General features: G+C 59.7%; 12 protein-coding genes. 3 read left to right on the top strand and 9 right to left on the bottom strand.

All coding sequences use genetic code 11. From position 1 onward, the window contains the following. Window positions 1-8: 8 nt before the first annotated feature. Genes CKW19_RS20570 through CKW19_RS20555 form a run of 4 tightly spaced genes read right to left on the bottom strand, consistent with a single transcriptional unit; the run spans window position 9 to window position 5,573 of the window. Window positions 9-1,964 carry an acetyl/propionyl/methylcrotonyl-CoA carboxylase subunit alpha gene (locus tag CKW19_RS20570; protein ID WP_095059581.1) on the bottom strand — a complete coding sequence of 652 codons (1,956 nt, stop codon included), beginning with the start codon at window positions 1,962-1,964 and terminating at the stop codon, window positions 9-11. Next, window positions 1,964-2,776, bottom strand: coding sequence for a gamma-carboxygeranoyl-CoA hydratase (locus CKW19_RS20565; RefSeq protein ID WP_095059580.1), 813 nt, complete (start codon window positions 2,774-2,776; stop codon window positions 1,964-1,966). Before CKW19_RS20565 ends, CKW19_RS20570 begins: the two co-directional genes overlap by 1 nt. Window positions 2,777-2,789: 13 nt before the next feature. Beyond that, window positions 2,790-4,397, bottom strand: coding sequence for a carboxyl transferase domain-containing protein (locus CKW19_RS20560; protein ID WP_095059579.1), 1,608 nt, complete (start codon window positions 4,395-4,397; stop codon window positions 2,790-2,792). Between the two features lie 12 nt (window positions 4,398-4,409). After that, window positions 4,410-5,573, bottom strand: coding sequence for an isovaleryl-CoA dehydrogenase (locus CKW19_RS20555; protein WP_095059578.1), 1,164 nt, complete (start codon window positions 5,571-5,573; stop codon window positions 4,410-4,412). 340 nt (window positions 5,574-5,913) lie between these two features. On the opposite strand from CKW19_RS20555, the gene CKW19_RS20545 reads away from it, so the two are divergent. Further along, window positions 5,914-7,608, top strand: a complete 1,695-nt coding sequence (locus tag CKW19_RS20545) for an AMP-binding protein (protein ID WP_095059577.1) — start codon at window positions 5,914-5,916, stop codon at window positions 7,606-7,608. Between the two features lie 663 nt (window positions 7,609-8,271). Here the strand turns inward: CKW19_RS20545 and CKW19_RS20540 are convergent. The 3 genes from CKW19_RS20540 to CKW19_RS20530 form a co-directional block, all read right to left on the bottom strand. Continuing rightward, on the bottom strand, window positions 8,272-9,171 hold the full coding sequence (locus tag CKW19_RS20540; RefSeq protein ID WP_095059576.1) for a hydroxymethylglutaryl-CoA lyase: 900 nt from the start codon (window positions 9,169-9,171) through the stop codon (window positions 8,272-8,274). A gap of 145 nt (window positions 9,172-9,316) precedes the next feature. Further along, complete coding sequence (locus CKW19_RS20535) at window positions 9,317-9,718, bottom strand: MerR family DNA-binding transcriptional regulator (protein WP_057714129.1); 402 nt, start codon at window positions 9,716-9,718, stop codon at window positions 9,317-9,319. A gap of 149 nt (window positions 9,719-9,867) precedes the next feature. Further along, window positions 9,868-10,803 (bottom strand): LysR family transcriptional regulator, encoded by a 936-nt coding sequence (locus tag CKW19_RS20530; RefSeq protein ID WP_095059575.1) that lies wholly within the window; start codon window positions 10,801-10,803, stop codon window positions 9,868-9,870. A gap of 164 nt (window positions 10,804-10,967) precedes the next feature. Here CKW19_RS20530 and CKW19_RS20525 point away from each other — a divergent pair, with 164 nt between their 5' ends. After that, window positions 10,968-12,197: an acyl-CoA dehydrogenase gene (locus CKW19_RS20525; RefSeq protein ID WP_095059574.1), complete on the top strand. Its 1,230-nt coding sequence runs from the start codon at window positions 10,968-10,970 to the stop codon at window positions 12,195-12,197. 180 nt (window positions 12,198-12,377) lie between these two features. Here the strand turns inward: CKW19_RS20525 and CKW19_RS20520 are convergent, their stop codons facing one another. Continuing rightward, on the bottom strand, window positions 12,378-13,718 hold the full coding sequence (locus CKW19_RS20520; protein WP_095059573.1) for a substrate-binding domain-containing protein: 1,341 nt from the start codon (window positions 13,716-13,718) through the stop codon (window positions 12,378-12,380). A gap of 116 nt (window positions 13,719-13,834) precedes the next feature. Next, complete coding sequence (xthA, locus tag CKW19_RS20515) at window positions 13,835-14,647, bottom strand: exodeoxyribonuclease III (protein WP_095059572.1); 813 nt, start codon at window positions 14,645-14,647, stop codon at window positions 13,835-13,837. Window positions 14,648-14,879: 232 nt separating this feature from the next. On the opposite strand from xthA, the gene CKW19_RS20510 reads away from it, so the two are divergent. Beyond that, window positions 14,880-15,530 (top strand): N-acetyltransferase, encoded by a 651-nt coding sequence (locus CKW19_RS20510; RefSeq protein WP_095059571.1) that lies wholly within the window; start codon window positions 14,880-14,882, stop codon window positions 15,528-15,530. Window positions 15,531-15,561 lie beyond the last annotated feature (31 nt).

The raw sequence follows: 15,561 nt of genomic DNA, 5'->3' as shown, positions 1-15,561 counted from the left end.
TCTTCATTTCAAGCCTCTTCCAGCTCGACCAGCGCACTGCCTTCGCTGACCATCTCGCCTTCCTGGCAATACAGCGCCTTGATCACTCCGGCATGGGGCGCACGAATGCTGTGCTCCATCTTCATCGCTTCCAGTACCACCAATTGCGCCCCGGCTTCCACCGATTGGCCGGCCTCTACCAGCACGCGGACGATGCTGCCGTTCATGGGGGCGGTCAGGCCACCTTGATGGCTGTGGCTGGCTTCGACGGCGCTGATCGGGTCGTAAGTCTCGATGCGGCGCAGTTCACCGTCCCATTGCAAGTACACAGAGTCGCCATGGCGAATGGCGCGATGCTGGCGACGTAAACCGTTGTGCTCGGTCAGCAAGTACTCACCCTTGAGCTGTGCTGTGTGAGAACAATCGTTACCCAAGGTCAGTGCGCGATCCTGGTCCTCACAACTCAGGTGCAAGGTGATTTCACGAGGCAGGCCGGAGCGGAAACCGCTGGCGTTCGACCAAGGCGAACTCGGGTCATCGGCGCGGGTTGCATTCGGCTGGCTTTGGGTAAATGCCTGTGCGGCGGCTTGCCAGAATTCGTCATCTAGTTGCGAAGGGGCCGGCAGCAGTTGTTCCTGATAGCGCGGAATGAACCCGGTATCCAGTTCGGCGGCGGCAAACGCGGGATGGGCAACGATGCGACGCAGGAAGTTGATGTTGGTCTTCAGCCCGCCGATGGCGAACTCATCGAGCATGCTCAGCAGGCGCAAACGGGCCTGCTCACGGTCCTCACCCCAGGCAATCAGCTTGCCCAGCATCGGGTCGTAGAACGGCGAGATCTCGTCACCTTCTTCGACGCCGCTGTCCACCCGGCGACCCGCGCCCGGGGCCGATTCGCGGTACAACGCCAGGCGACCGGTGGCCGGCAGGAAGTCATTACCCGGATCCTCGGCATACAACCTGACTTCAATCGCATGGCCGATCAACGGAACCTGATCCTGGGTCATCGGCAAGTCCTCGCCACGGGCCACGCGGATCTGCCAGGCCACCAGGTCGAGGCCGGTGATGGCTTCGGTGACCGGGTGCTCGACTTGCAGTCGCGTGTTCATCTCCATGAAGAAGAACTCACCGCGCGCATCCAGCAAGAACTCCACCGTACCGGCGCCGACGTAACCAATGGCCTGCGCCGAGCGCACAGCGGCTTCGCCCATGGCGCGACGCAGTTCGGGGCTCAGCCCCGGCGCGGGCGCTTCTTCGACGACTTTCTGGTGCCGGCGCTGAATCGAGCAGTCACGTTCGTTGAGGTACAGGCAGTTGCCGTGCTGATCGGCGAATACCTGGATTTCCACGTGACGCGGTTTGAGCAGGTATTTCTCCACCAGCATCCGCGAATCGCCGAATGACGATTGCGCTTCACGCTGGGCCGAGGCCAGGGCTTCGGCCAGTTGGCTGACGTCTTCGACCACTTTCATGCCTTTGCCGCCACCACCGGCCGTGGCCTTGAGCAACACTGGGTAGCCAATGCGTTCGCAGGCATCGCGGAAGGTGTCGAGGTCCTGGGCTTCACCGTGATAGCCCGGCACCAATGGCACGCCAGCGGTTTCCATCAGGGCTTTGGCGGCGGACTTGCTGCCCATGGCGTCGATGGCCGAGGCGGGCGGGCCGAGAAAAATCAGGCCGGCGTTTTCGATGGCGCGGGCGAACCCGGCGTTTTCCGACAAAAAGCCATAACCGGGGTGAATCGCCTGGGCACCGCTGGCCTTGGCCGCCGCGATCAGTTTGTCGATTTGCAGGTAGCTATCGGCGGCTTTGCTGCCACCGAGGTCGACGCGAACATCGGCTTCCCGGCTATGGCGAGCATCACGGTCGGTGGCGCTGTGCACCGCGACGGTGGTCAGGCCCAGAGCCTTGGCGGTGCGCATCACCCGGCAAGCGATTTCGCCACGGTTGGCCACCAGTAGCGTGGTGATAACAGGTGCGCTCATCAGCGGGGCTCCTTGGTGGTTTCGGCTTGCCAGTTCGGCGGACGTTTTTGCAGGAAGGCGCGCAGGCCTTCCTGGCCTTCGGCGCTGACGCGAATGCGGGCGATGGCGTTTTCGGTGTAGCGGCGCAATGCCGGGGTCAGTGAACCGTCGCCGACTTCGCGCAGCAGCTCCTTGCTGGCGCGCATCGCGGCCGGACTGTTGAGCAACAGATTGACGATCCATTGCTCGACTTTCTGTTCCAGCTCGGCACTTGCATAACTCTCCGACAACAAACCGATTTCCTGCGCCCGTTGCCCGCCGAAGCGCTCGGCGGTCAAGGCATAACGACGGGTCGCGCGCTCGCCAATCGCTTGCACCACGAACGGGCTGATCACTGCAGGTGCCAGGCCGATGCGTACTTCCGACAGGCAGAACTGCGCGTCATCGGCGCCGATGGCCATGTCGCAGCAACTGATCAGGCCCAGGGCGCCACCAAAGGCTGCGCCTTGCACCACGGCCAGGGTCGGAACTTTCAGTTTGGCCAGGTTGTACATCAACTCCGCCAGTTCCCGGGCGTCATCGAGGTTGGTGGCGTAATCGAGTTCGGCCGATTGCTGCATCCAGGCCAGGTCGGCGCCGGCGCTGAAGTGCTTGCCGCGACCGCGCACGATCAGGAATCGCAGGCTGGAATTGCTCGCCACTTTATCGAGGGCGAGGATCAACTCGCGGATCATTTCGGCGTTGAAGGCGTTGTTCTTTTCTTCACGGCTGAGCCATAGGGTCGCGAAACCACGGGGGTCGGTCAGCAGTTCGAGGGTGTTGAAGTCGCTCATGTTCTTCTCCCGATCACATCCGGAACACGCCGAAGCGGCTCGGTTCGATTGGCGCGTTCAACGACGCGGACAAGGCCAGGGCCAGTACGTCGCGGGTTTGGGCCGGGTCGATGACACCGTCGTCCCACAAGCGCGCGCTGGAATAATAGGGGTGACCCTGTTCTTCGTACTGGTCGAGTATCGGCTGCTTGATCTCGGCTTCCTGCTCGGCGCTGAAACCCTGGCCGCTGCGTTCAGCCTGCTCACGCTTGACCTGCACTAGCACGCCGGCCGCCTGTTCGGCGCCCATTACGCCGATGCGCGCGTTCGGCCACATCCACAGGAAGCGCGGGTCATAGGCGCGGCCGCACATGCCGTAGTTACCGGCGCCAAAACTGCCGCCGATGATCACGGTGAATTTCGGTACCTTGGCGCAAGCCACGGCAGTCACCAGTTTCGCGCCGTGCTTGGCGATGCCGCCGGCCTCGTATTTCTGACCGACCATGAAACCGGTGATGTTCTGCAGGAACAGCAGCGGAATGCCACGCTGACAGGCCAGCTCGATGAAGTGCGCGCCTTTCTGCGCCGCCTCCGCGAACAGGATGCCGTTGTTGGCGAGGATTGCGATCGGGTAACCGTGCAGGTAGGCAAAGCCGCAAACCAATGTAGTACCGAACAGTGCCTTGAATTCATCGAACACCGAACCGTCCACCAGCCGTGCAATCACTTCGCGCACATCGAATGGCTGCTTCGCGTCGGCCGGGACCACGCCGTACAACTCGTCGCTGCCGTACAGCGGCGCGATCGGTGCGCGCTGTTGCACCTCACCGAGTTTGCGCCAGTTGAGGTTGGCGATGCTGCGGCGGGCGAGGGCAAGCGCGTGTTCGTCGCTCTCGGCGTAATGGTCCGCTACCCCGGAGATCTTGCAGTGCACATCGGCCCCGCCGAGATCCTCGGCACTGACCACTTCACCGGTCGCAGCTTTCACCAGCGGTGGACCAGCCAGGAAAATCGTTGCCTGTTGGCGGACCATGATCGCTTCGTCGGCCATTGCTGGCACATAAGCACCACCGGCGGTGCAGGAACCCATGACCACGGCAATCTGCGGAATGCCCATGGCGCTCATGTTGGCCTGATTGAAGAAGATCCGGCCGAAGTGTTCGCGGTCCGGAAACACTTCATCCTGACGCGGCAGGTTGGCGCCGCCCGAATCCACCAGGTAGATGCACGGCAGGCGATTCTGCTGCGCGATGGTCTGGGCGCGCAGGTGCTTCTTCACTGTCAGCGGGTAATACGAGCCACCTTTCACGGTGGCATCGTTGGCGACAATCATGCATTCGATGCCTTCCACGCGACCGATCCCGGCAATCACGCCAGCCGCGGGAACGTCTTCTCCATAAACCTCGTAGGCCGCCAGTTGGCTGATCTCCAGAAACGGCGAACCCGGATCGAGCAGGCGATTGATGCGCTCGCGAGGCAGCAGTTTGCCCCGCGAGGTGTGGCGTTCCTGAGCCTTGGGGCCGCCACCTTGGGCCACTTGAGCGAGCAAAGTGTGCAGGGCGTCGACCTGTTTGAGCATCGCTGCGCTGTTGGCTGCGAACTCCGCTGAACGGGGGGTGAGCTGGGTATGCAAGGTTGCCATGGACAGCTCCGTTTAGCGGGTTTCGTTGAACAGTTCGCGACCGATCAGCATGCGACGGATCTCACTGGTGCCCGCGCCGATTTCGTACAACTTGGCGTCACGCAGCAGTCGGCCGGCCGGGAATTCGTTGATGTAGCCGTTGCCGCCGAGAATCTGGATCGCGTCGAGGGCCATTTGCGTGGCGCGTTCGGCGCTGTAGAGGATCACGCCGGCAGCGTCCTTGCGTGTGGTTTCGCCACGTTCGCAGGCCTGGGCCACGGCGTACAGATAAGCGCGGCTGGCGTTGAGTTGGGTGTACATGTCGGCGACTTTGCCCTGGATCAGCTGGAATTCGCCGATGCTTTGGCCGAACTGCTTGCGGTCGTGGATGTACGGCACGATCAGGTCCATACAGGCTTGCATGATCCCGGTTGGGCCACCGGACAGCACGACGCGTTCGTAGTCGAGGCCGCTCATCAGCACTTTCACACCACCGTTGAGCACGCCGAGGATGTTTTCTTCCGGCACTTCGACGTCATCAAAGAACAGTTCGCAGGTGTTCGAACCGCGCATGCCGAGCTTGTCGAACTTGTTGCTGCGGCTGAAGCCTTTCCAGTCGCGCTCGACGATGAAAGCGGTGATGCCGTGGGGGCCTTTCTCCAGGTCGGTTTTGGCGTAAATCACGTAAGTGTTGGCATCCGGACCGTTGGTGATCCAGGTTTTGCTGCCGTTGAGCACGTACTTGTCGCCACGTTTGTCGGCACGCAGTTTCATCGAAACCACGTCGGAACCGGCATTCGGCTCGCTCATGGCCAGGGCGCCGATGTGTTCGCCGCTGATCAGTTTTGGCAGGTATTTGGATTTCTGTTCGTGAGTGCCGTTGCGGTTGATCTGGTTGACGCAGAGGTTGGAATGCGCGCCGTAGGACAGTGCCACCGACGCTGAACCACGGCTGATTTCTTCCATTGCGACAACGTGAGCCAGATAACCCAGGCCGGCACCGCCGTACTCTTCCGGCACGGTAATGCCCAGCAGGCCCATGTCGCCGAATTTGCGCCACAGGTCAGCGGGGAACAGGTTGTCGATGTCGATCTGAGCGGCGCGCGGGGCGATCTCTTTAGCGACGAAGGACTGAACCTGATCGCGCAGCATGTCGATGGTTTCACCGAGGGCAAAGTTCAGGGATGGGTAGCTCATGGGACACCTTTTGGCTTTTTTGTAGGGTAGGGAGGGCAGTGCTACAGCTCTCACCTTTACGTTAACGTAAGCCTGTGACGAATGGCTGTCAATCACCCTTTACGTTAACGTCAACTTAAGCGAGAGTAGAGCCAGTTCAAGATAGAGCGCGGCTCATCCTGTGTTGATGGCCAGTGGCGAGGGGGCTTGCCCCCGTTTGAGTGCGCAGCACCCACAAGGTCTTCGAGACATCGGAAATTTTGGGGCTGCTGCGCATCCCAACGGGGGCAAGCCCCCTCGCCACAGGTCACTCCTACAGGTTGCCGCGGCAAGCCCATCAATAAAGACAATAGGGGTCGTCATGGATCAACCCAGTGCAAGTTCGCAGCGCAGTTACACCCGCGGTTCTCAGGACAAAGCCTTGCTGGCGATGACCATCGGCCAGGCCTTCGACAACACGGTTGCGAAGTATGCGAGCGCAGAGGCGTTGGTCGTACGCCATCAACAGCTGCGCTACACCTGGCGACAACTGGGGGACGCGGCGGATCTGCATGCTAGAGCATTGCTGACGCTGGGCCTGCAAGCCGGGGATCGTCTCGGCATCTGGGCGCCGAACTGCGCGCAATGGTGCATAACGCAGATCGCCACCGCGAAAATCGGCGTGATTCTGGTCAATATCAATCCCGCCTATCGCAGTTCCGAACTCGAGTACGTATTGAAGCAGTCCAGCTGCCAATGGCTGGTGTGCGCCGGGGCCTTCAAGACGTCCAACTATCACGCGATGTTGCAAGGCCTGGTGCCGGAGCTGGCAGAACAATCCATTGGCCAATTGCAGTGCGAGCGCTTGCCTGATCTGCGCGGCGTCATCAGCCTGGATGTGCAACCGCCGAATGGTTTTCTGCCGTGGTCGCAACTGGCCGATCTCGCGGGTAGCGTTTCGGTCGAGCAGTTGCGCCAGCGCGAGGACAGCCTGCACTTCGATCAACCCGTAAACATTCAGTACACCTCCGGTACCACCGGTTTTCCCAAGGGCGCGACCCTCAGTCACTACAATATTCTCAACAACGGTTACATGGTCGGCGAAAGTCTCGGGCTGACGGCCGATGATCGCCTGGTGATTCCAGTGCCGCTGTATCACTGTTTTGGCATGGTCATGGGCAACCTTGGCTGCATGACCCACGGCAGCACCATGATTTACCCGAACGATGCATTTGACCCGTTGCTGACGCTGAGCACGGTCGCTGAAGAAAAGGCTACAGCGCTCTACGGCGTGCCAACCATGTTCATCGCCATGCTGGATCAGCCGCAGCGGGCCGAGTTCGACCTGTCGACGTTGCGCACCGGGATCATGGCGGGCGCAACTTGTCCTATCGAGGTGATGCGCCGGGTCATCAGCGAAATGCACATGAGCGAAGTGCAGATTGCCTACGGCATGACGGAAACCAGTCCGGTGTCATTGCAGACCGGTCCTTCAGACGAGCTGGAACTGCGCGTGACCACCGTCGGCCGCACTCAACCGCAACTTGAAAGCAAAATCATCGATGAGTCGGGCAACTTTGTGCCCCGCGGAACCATCGGCGAGCTGTGCACGCGTGGTTACAGTGTGATGCTCGGTTACTGGAACAACCCCGAAGGTACGGCAGAAGCCATTGATCAGGCCGGCTGGATGCACACCGGTGATCTGGCGAGCATGAATGAGGAGGGTTACGTGTGCATCGCCGGACGTAACAAGGACATGATCATCCGTGGCGGTGAGAATGTTTACCCACGGGAGCTGGAAGAATTCTTCTTCGCTCACCCGGCCGTTGCTGACGTGCAGGTGATTGGCATTCCTTGCTCGCGTTATGGCGAAGAGATCGTTGCCTGGATCAAGTTCCATCCGGGCCACAGCGCCACCGAGCAAGAGCTGCAAACCTGGTGCAAGGAGCGCATCGCGCACTACAAGACGCCGCGCTACTTCAAGTTTGTGGAAGAGTTTCCGATGACGGTAACCGGCAAGATCCAGAAATTCCGGATGCGTGAAATCAGCGTCGCGGAGCTCAAAGCGATCCCCTAGGAGCCGGCTTGCTGGCGATGCGCGCGCCGCGGTCCATCAGACAGACTGCGTCATCGTTCATCGCTAGCAAGCCAACTCCTACAGGATCGAGAATTCCAAATCGCAGACAGCACAAAGGGGAGCCGAAGCTCCCCTTTAATTTGTCGTTGCGCGTGCTCTTTTTTTATTATTGAGGGTCGGTCTGTTTTTGTTTTTGGCAACCGTTGCCCTTTACCGCTGTTTTTTTGCGACCCCCATTCGGGATCAAGAGCAAACGTATTTTTTTGAGCGCTGATCTACTTTTTCGCTGAGCGATCCAACCAGTACGGGAGCTACCTGAGGGTAGTTTTATTGTTCTCTGTCCGGTTGCGGGTAACTCCGAAAAGCACCCTGAAAAGCACATCTTCTCCAAAAAAATCTGTTAGCTGCGTCTCTGCCGTGTTGTTTTTGTTATGTCAGAGTCGTTACGTTTTGTTTTTATTAGGGTTGCTGCAATTTTTTTTATTCTTGTTGTGCGATAGATATAGCAGGAGCCGTGCCAACTTTTTAAAGCCCTTTAAAATCAATGCTTTGGGTTTTATCGGGATTTTGCCTCTCAGGTGATCCCCTATATTTTGTTTCCGTGTTACTCGCTTTGCCCACGTTTCGGACCACGGCGGTAACACCCGGACACATTCCCCCCACTTATTGCGCGCTACGTACCTTGGCCACCCGAGAACCGGTAGGCCGCCCCAGTACGTTGCAAATCTGCTGACCGGCACGGATCAGGGCATCCAGGTCGATTCCGGTCTGAATACCCAGGCCGTTGAGCAGGTAAACCACGTCCTCGGTGGCAACGTTACCGCTGGCGCCCTTGGCGTAAGGGCAGCCGCCGAGCCCCGCGATGGAGCTGTCGAACACCGCGATGCCTTCCAGCAGGCTTGCATAGATGTTGGCGACCGCCTGGCCATAGGTATCGTGGAAATGCCCCGCCAGTTTGTCCCGGGGCACATCGGCCGATACCACGTCGAACATCCGGCGGGTCGCGCCAGCCGTGCCGGTACCGATGGTGTCGCCCAGGGACACTTCATAGCAGCCCATGGCGTAGAGCTCGCGAGCGACGACGGCGACCTGTTCCGGGGCGACGTTACCTTCATAAGGGCAGCCCAGCACGCACGACACGTAACCGCGCACACTCACGCCGTGCTGTCTGGCGGCGTCCATGATCGGTACGAAACGCTCCAGGCTTTCGCTGATCGAGCAATTGATGTTGCGCTGCGAAAACGCCTCGGATGCCGCCGCGAATACGGCCACTTCCTTGACCCCGGCTGCGAGGGCATCTTCAAAACCGCGCAAATTGGGGGCGAGTGCGCCGTAGACCACACCGGGCTTGCGCTGAATCTGCGCGAAAACCTCGGCGGACCCTGCCATCTGCGGCACCCACTTGGGCGACACGAAGCTACCGACTTCTATATAGCCGAGCCCGGCGGCGGTCAGTGCGTCGACCAGTTGCACCTTGTCGGTAACACTGATGGGTTGTGCTTCATTTTGCAGACCGTCGCGGGGGCCGACTTCGACAAGGCGTACGTGGGAGGGAAGGGACATGGGGATCGACCTGTGCTGATTGTTCGAAGAGCCCTGTAGGAGCGAGCCTGCTCGCGATGGGCTCCCAGCCACCGCGGTTATTCAGCAAGCACGCGTTATCGTTAACGACCATCGCGAGCAGGCTCGCTCCTACAGGGGCCGGGTTTTACTGAATGACTTCCTGGCTTTTGAGCGTCTGCTCCAGCGCCTGCACGCAGCGCTCTTCCGCCGTATCGAGTTCCAGTTTCATCTGCTCGATATCGAGCATTTGCTGTTCAAGCTGCTCCCGGCGCTCGCTGATTTTCGCCAGCATGCTGTGCAGTTGCTTGGTGTTACCGCTGGACGGGTCGTAGAGTTCGATCAACTCACGGCATTCGGCCAGGGAGAAGCCAATGCGCTTGCCCCGCAGGATCAGCTTCAGGCTGACCTTGTCACGGGGCGAATAGATGCGTTCCTGACCACGGCGTTCGGGGCTGAGCAGGCCTTGCTCTTCATAAAAGCGAATGGCGCGGGTGGTGATGTCGAGCTCGCGGGCGAGGTCGGAAATGCTGTAGGTCTGGCTGCTCATGGAAGCGCTCACGAAAGGTCATGGCGCTAAGCTAATGGCAGGTTGACGTTTACGTCAAGGGGCGAAAAGGATCGCAGCCTGCGGCAGCTCCTACAGGAAAATGCGTATCCATGTAGGAGCTGCCGCAGGCTGCGATCTTTTGAATGGCTTTACACCATTTTAGCGTCGAACTTCTTCTCATGCGCCGTCACCTGCTGGCACAACTCGATCATTTGTTCGCGCATCCAGCGGTTGGCCGGATCCTGGTCGGTGCTTTCATGCCAGTACAGGTGCGTCTCCACCGGCGGCACGTCGTTGACCGGCAGATTGAAGGCGTGCAGCTCATTGCGACGGGCAAAGCGCTCCGGCACGGTCATGACCATGTCCGTCTGCTGCATCACTTGTGATGCCATCAAATAATGCTGAGAGCGCAGGGCGATCTTGCGCTGGATACCCATCTTGCCCAGCGCGAGGTCAACATAACCAAGGCCGCTGCGACGGCTGGAAATATGGATATGGGTCAGCCCCAGGTAATCATCGAGGGTGAGCTTTTCCTTGCCCGCCAGGGGATGCCCCTTGCGCATGGCACACACGTAGCGGTCTTCCATCAATTTGACGTGGCGAACCTGCGGGTCGGTGTTGAGCGGCGCATCCACGGCGAAATCGAGGCGACCGGCTGCCAGCTCCTTGGTGGTTTCGCGGCGCTTGGACAGGAAACTTTCAATGATCACCGTCGGCGCGAGACGACGCAGGCGCTGGAACAGCGGCGGCAGGATCACTGCTTCCGTGAGGTCGGTCATGCTGATGCGGTAGGTCTTGTTCGCCTGTTGCGGGTTGAAAATGCGGCTTTCCTGTACGGAGATGCGCAGCAGCGAGAGGGCGTTGCGCACCGGGCCGATGATGTTCTGCGCCATCGGTGTGGGCACCATGCCCTGGGCGGTACGCACGAACAAAGGGTCGTTGAAGGTCTCGCGCAGGCGGGCCAGAGCGTTCGAGACGGCTGGCTGGGTGATGCCCACGATTTGCCCCGCACGGGTCAGGTTCGCTTCGGTATAGATCGCGTCGAAGACGATGAAAAGGTTCAGGTCGACCTTGCTCAGATTCATTGCGCGGCACTCTTATTGTGTGGACGGGCTGGCCTTGAAGATCAGCCGATCATATATCGGTGATGAATGTTTATACACGCCGAGAATAGGCTAGGTAAATTATCAACGCTGTTCTAGCATCGATACATGACCTAAACAACCTCCCCCAAGAAGGTATCTCGCTCATGGATTTCGCTTATTCGCCCAAGGTTCAGGAACTGCGTGAGCGCGTGACTGCGTTCATGGACACCTACGTTTACCCCGCCGAAGCGGTGTTCGAACGTCAGGTCGCCGAAGGCGATCGCTGGCAGCCGACCGCGATCATGGAAGAACTGAAACTCAAGGCCAAGGCTGAAGGCCTGTGGAATTTGTTTCTGCCTGAGTCCGAGCTGGGCGCCGGGCTGACCAACCTTGAATATGCGCCGTTGGCGGAAATCATGGGCCGCTCACTGCTGGGGCCTGAGCCGTTCAACTGCTCGGCGCCGGACACCGGCAACATGGAAGTGTTGGTGCGTTACGCCAACGAAGAGCAAAAGCAGCGTTGGCTCGAACCCCTGCTGCGTGGCGAGATCCGCTCGGCCTTCGCCATGACCGAGCCGGACGTCGCGTCCTCCGACGCCACTAACATGGCCGCCCGTGCTGTGCGTGACGGTGACGAGTGGGTCATCAACGGCAAGAAATGGTGGACTTCCGGCGCTTGCGACCCGCGCTGCAAGATCCTGATCTTCATGGGCCTGAGCAATCCCGACGCACCGCGTCACGCCCAGCACTCGATGATTCTGGTGCCGGTGGATGCGCCTGGTGTGAAGATCGTGCGCCCGCTGCCCGTGTTCGGTTACGACGATGCACCTCACGGTCACGCCGAAGTGCACTTTGAAAATGTCCGGGTGCCGTACGAAAACGTCCTGTTGGGCGAAGGACGCGGGTTCGAAATCGCTCAAGGTCGCCTTGGCCCTGGGCGGATTCACCACTGCATGCGTTCGATCGGCATGGCCGAGCGCGCGTTGGAACTGATGTGCAAACGCTCGGTGAATCGCACGGCGTTCGGCAAACCGCTGGCTCGCCTGGGCGGCAACATCGACAAGATCGCCGACTCGCGGATGGAAATCGACATGGCGCGCCTGCTGACATTAAAAGCGGCGTACATGATGGACACTGTCGGCAACAAAGTGGCCAAAAGTGAAATTGCGCAAATCAAGGTCGTGGCGCCGAACGTGGCCTTGCGGGTGATCGACCGGGCGATCCAGATTCATGGCGGGGCAGGGGTTTCCAACGATTTCCCACTGGCCTACATGTATGCGATGCAACGCACCCTGCGCCTGGCCGATGGCCCGGACGAAGTGCACCGTGCGGCGATCGGTAAATTCGAGATCGGCAAATATGTGCCGAAAGAGATGATGCGCAGCGGGCACTGATCATTCAGAGTCATTGTAGTCAATGAGCTTTTGTGGCGAGGGGGCTTGCCCCCGTTCGGCTGCGAAGCAGTCGTGAACCATCCACCGAGTAGTTTCAGATTAAACACGGTGGATGGGTTCAGGCCCGCTTCGCGTTCCAACGGGGGCAATCCCCCTCGCCACATTTGTTCGCATTGCAATTCAATACACCCAAACCTCAACCCGTCGATTCTTGATCCGCCCCTCATCCTTGCTGTTGGCAGCCACCGGCATTTCGGCGCCGAATCCGCGAATCTCGCGGAGCACTACGCCGTCCTTCACCAACTCCCGCCGCACCGCCATGGCCCGCAGTTTCGACAGCAGATCGGCGCGAGCCGGGTCACTCTTGGCATCACCAAACCCCACCAGTGTCACTTGCCCAGCCGTTTTATCGTGCTGCTTTATATAGTCGAGCACCCGTGTCAGGTCCTGACGCGCCTTGTTGTCCAGGCTGGCGCTGCCTTCTTCGAAGCGAAAGTTCACCGACAGGCGCTGGGCATGACGGCTGAGGGACTGGTAACCCTCGGGCATCAGCGCATTCGGCGTGACGGTCATGGCCTGGACGGTCTGGGCGATAAATCCGTTGGCGGCGACAATCGCTTGCCCTTTGCTGCTCTGGGTGTAGTCCACCAACGCTTGGGCCCAGGGATTTTTCCCGGTCGGCGGCAGGTAAAAGAACAAACGACGGGACAGCGGATAGTCTTCCGTGGCGATCAGGCTATTGAGCGGCAGCATGGCTTGGGATTGGCCGTCGATGATGGCGACGGCTTTGGCCTGGCGCACATAGGGCAGGCCGATAAAGCCGATGCCTTGCGGGTCTGCGCTGACAGCGTCTGACAGTTGTTCGCTGGATTCGAAGCGTTTGGCGGTGCTGCTCAGCGTTTTCCCACGGCCATCAAGGACCAGATCCTTGAACGTGTCGTACGTACCGGATTGATCATCCCGCGCATACAGATGAATCGTCCCACCGTGTCCGCCGACTTCTTCCCAGGTTTTGGCGTCGCCACTGAAAATACGAGCCAATTGTGTGGTGTCGAGTTGATGCAGCGGATTGTCCGGATGAAGGATGATCGCCAGGCCGTCGATGGCGATGACCTGTTCGGCCGTGGGAGTTTTCAGATCGCCCAGGGGTTCGAGGCTGGCCAGTTCGCTGTCCTTGATCGAACGCGACGAGGCGGCGAGATCGGCGGTGCCGGTTTTCAGTGCGGTAAAACCGGTGCTGGAGCCGTGGGCCGCCAACTCCACGATGACTGGTCGGCCTTGCCCGGTTTCACCCACGATACGTAGTTCGTTGGCCGTGTCTGCGGGCTCGCGATGAACATTGCGCAGACCTTGTTCTCGCAGCAACCCTTCGACCAGCGCCGGCCCCAACGCTGCGCCAATGGTGTTGGAGCCCTGAATGCGCAGCACCGGGCCGTGCTCGGGCGTCGGCAAATTGTCGGCCGAGACCAACGGCGGCAAGCCAAGGCTGAGTGTCAACAGGAACAGCACGCGCAGCATCATGCCGGCACCTTATATAGCAAAGGAGGTGTCGGGAGATTAAGTCAGTGAGGTTGCTAAAAGATGACAGTCAAAAGATCGCAGCCTGCAGGATTTTGCAGGCGGCGATCTTTTGCTTTCTAGCTCAATTCGAGCCAGATCGGCGCATGATCCGAAGGTTTTTCCATACCGCGCAGTTCGTAGTCGACGCCGGCCGCTTTGACCCGTGGCAACAGACCGTGGGACGCGAGGATCACGTCGATACGCAGCCCGCGCTTGGGCACGTCCTCAAAACCACGGCTGCGGTAGTCGAACCAGCTGAAGACATCCGCCACTTCCGGGTTCAGGTGCCGGAAGCTGTCAGTCAGGCCCCAATTCTTCAGGCGTGCCATCCACTCGCGCTCTTCCGGCAGGAAGCTGCATTTGCCGGTTTTCAGCCAGCGCTTCATGTTGTCCGGGCCGATGCCGATGTCGCAGTCTTCCGGGGAGATGTTCACGTCGCCCATCACCACCAGCGGTTGATCGTTCTTGAACTGGCTTTCCAGCAAGTGCTGCAAGTCGTTGTAGAAACGCTGCTTGGCCGGGAATTTGGTCGGATGGTCGCGGCTTTCTCCCTGTGGGAAATAGCCGTTCATGATGGTCACCGGCACGCCATTGGCGTCGGCGAAAGTGCCCCAGATGAAACGCCGTTGGGCGTCTTCTTCATCGGTGGCGAAACCTTTGTGCAGGGCCAGCGGCTCCTGGCGCGAGAGCAGGGCGACACCGTAGTGGCCCTTTTGCCCGTGGAAATACACGTGATAGCCCAATGCCTGAACCTCGGCCAGCGGGAACTGTTCGTCGTGGACCTTGGTTTCCTGCAGCCCTATCACGTCGGGCTGATGTTTTTCGATCAGCGCCGCCAGCTGATGGGGACGGGCGCGCAGCCCGTTGATGTTGAAGGAGACGATCTTCATGGTCGGCAGTCCTGGCAAAAGGGCGATGCTAGCTGACATGTAGGAATCGGGCCAGTGTTGGGGTGAGGGGATTCGCCTTTGTCTGTCAGCAATGTATTGGCAGCGAACCTGCTCGCGAAGGCCATTTCATTGCCTACACTCAATTCCGATCCGCCAGGAACTGTGTCCGCCCAAATGAGCTCGTAACAACAAGAGCGCAGCCGTTCGAGCTGTGCCGGGGAGAACGACCGTCATGCCCGAAACCTCGACCGCCATCGCTGATATTCACATGCTCGACAGCGGCTATGCCCGCGAAGCGCGCTCTTTGTTGTATCAGGCTTACCGGCATGAACCGACATTCGCCTACCTGTTCGAAGCCGAACGTCCCGGTTATGAACAGCGGGTCCGCGCCACCGTGCGCGAACTGGTCACGCAGCATTTTCTTCAGGATCTGCCGGCCATCGGCCTGTTGGTCAACGATCGCTTGATCGGCATCGCCCTGATCGCCCCGCCACAACGACGCCTGGGTATCACTGAAAGCTGGGCCTGGCGTCTGCGCATGGTGCTCAGTACCGGTTTTCGCTGCACTCGGCGCTACCTTGAGTATCACGATGCTGTGGCGGCGTGCGTGCCGAACGACTCGGTGCATGTCCTGCCATTGCTGGGCGTGCATCCGCAGTTTCAGGGCAAACATTTCGGCGAACAACTGTTGCAAGCCGTGCATAACTGGTGCGCGGTGGATGAGAGCTCTCAGGGTGTGATCCTCGATACCGGCAACCCTCGCTATCTGGATTTTTACAAGCGCCAGGGTTATGAAGAAATTGGCGAGGTCGCGATAGGGCCTATCCGCGAGCACGTATTTTTTCATCCCAATCCGCAGGTGTTACAGGCAGCAACCGGCTAGACAGCGAACTTTTTGCGCGCTGAAGGCTCTA

Source organism: Pseudomonas sp. Irchel s3f7, from assembly GCF_900187615.1.
Taxonomy (GTDB): domain Bacteria; phylum Pseudomonadota; class Gammaproteobacteria; order Pseudomonadales; family Pseudomonadaceae; genus Aquipseudomonas.
Note: the sequence above shows the minus strand (reverse complement) of the source record. Positions and strands in the feature narration are given on the sequence as shown.

Coding starts and splice junctions, on each gene's coding strand:
- CKW19_RS20570 (WP_095059581.1), bottom strand. CDS start 1,964: ATGAGCGCACCTGTTATCACCACGCTACTGGTGGCCAACCGTGGCGAA.
- CKW19_RS20565 (WP_095059580.1), bottom strand. CDS start 2,776: ATGAGCGACTTCAACACCCTCGAACTGCTGACCGACCCCCGTGGTTTC.
- CKW19_RS20560 (WP_095059579.1), bottom strand. CDS start 4,397: ATGGCAACCTTGCATACCCAGCTCACCCCCCGTTCAGCGGAGTTCGCA.
- CKW19_RS20555 (WP_095059578.1), bottom strand. CDS start 5,573: ATGAGCTACCCATCCCTGAACTTTGCCCTCGGTGAAACCATCGACATG.
- CKW19_RS20545 (WP_095059577.1), top strand. CDS start 5,914: ATGGATCAACCCAGTGCAAGTTCGCAGCGCAGTTACACCCGCGGTTCT.
- CKW19_RS20540 (WP_095059576.1), bottom strand. CDS start 9,171: ATGTCCCTTCCCTCCCACGTACGCCTTGTCGAAGTCGGCCCCCGCGAC.
- CKW19_RS20535 (WP_057714129.1), bottom strand. CDS start 9,718: ATGAGCAGCCAGACCTACAGCATTTCCGACCTCGCCCGCGAGCTCGAC.
- CKW19_RS20530 (WP_095059575.1), bottom strand. CDS start 10,803: ATGAATCTGAGCAAGGTCGACCTGAACCTTTTCATCGTCTTCGACGCG.
- CKW19_RS20525 (WP_095059574.1), top strand. CDS start 10,968: ATGGATTTCGCTTATTCGCCCAAGGTTCAGGAACTGCGTGAGCGCGTG.
- CKW19_RS20520 (WP_095059573.1), bottom strand. CDS start 13,718: ATGATGCTGCGCGTGCTGTTCCTGTTGACACTCAGCCTTGGCTTGCCG.
- xthA (WP_095059572.1), bottom strand. CDS start 14,647: ATGAAGATCGTCTCCTTCAACATCAACGGGCTGCGCGCCCGTCCCCAT.
- CKW19_RS20510 (WP_095059571.1), top strand. CDS start 14,880: ATGCCCGAAACCTCGACCGCCATCGCTGATATTCACATGCTCGACAGC.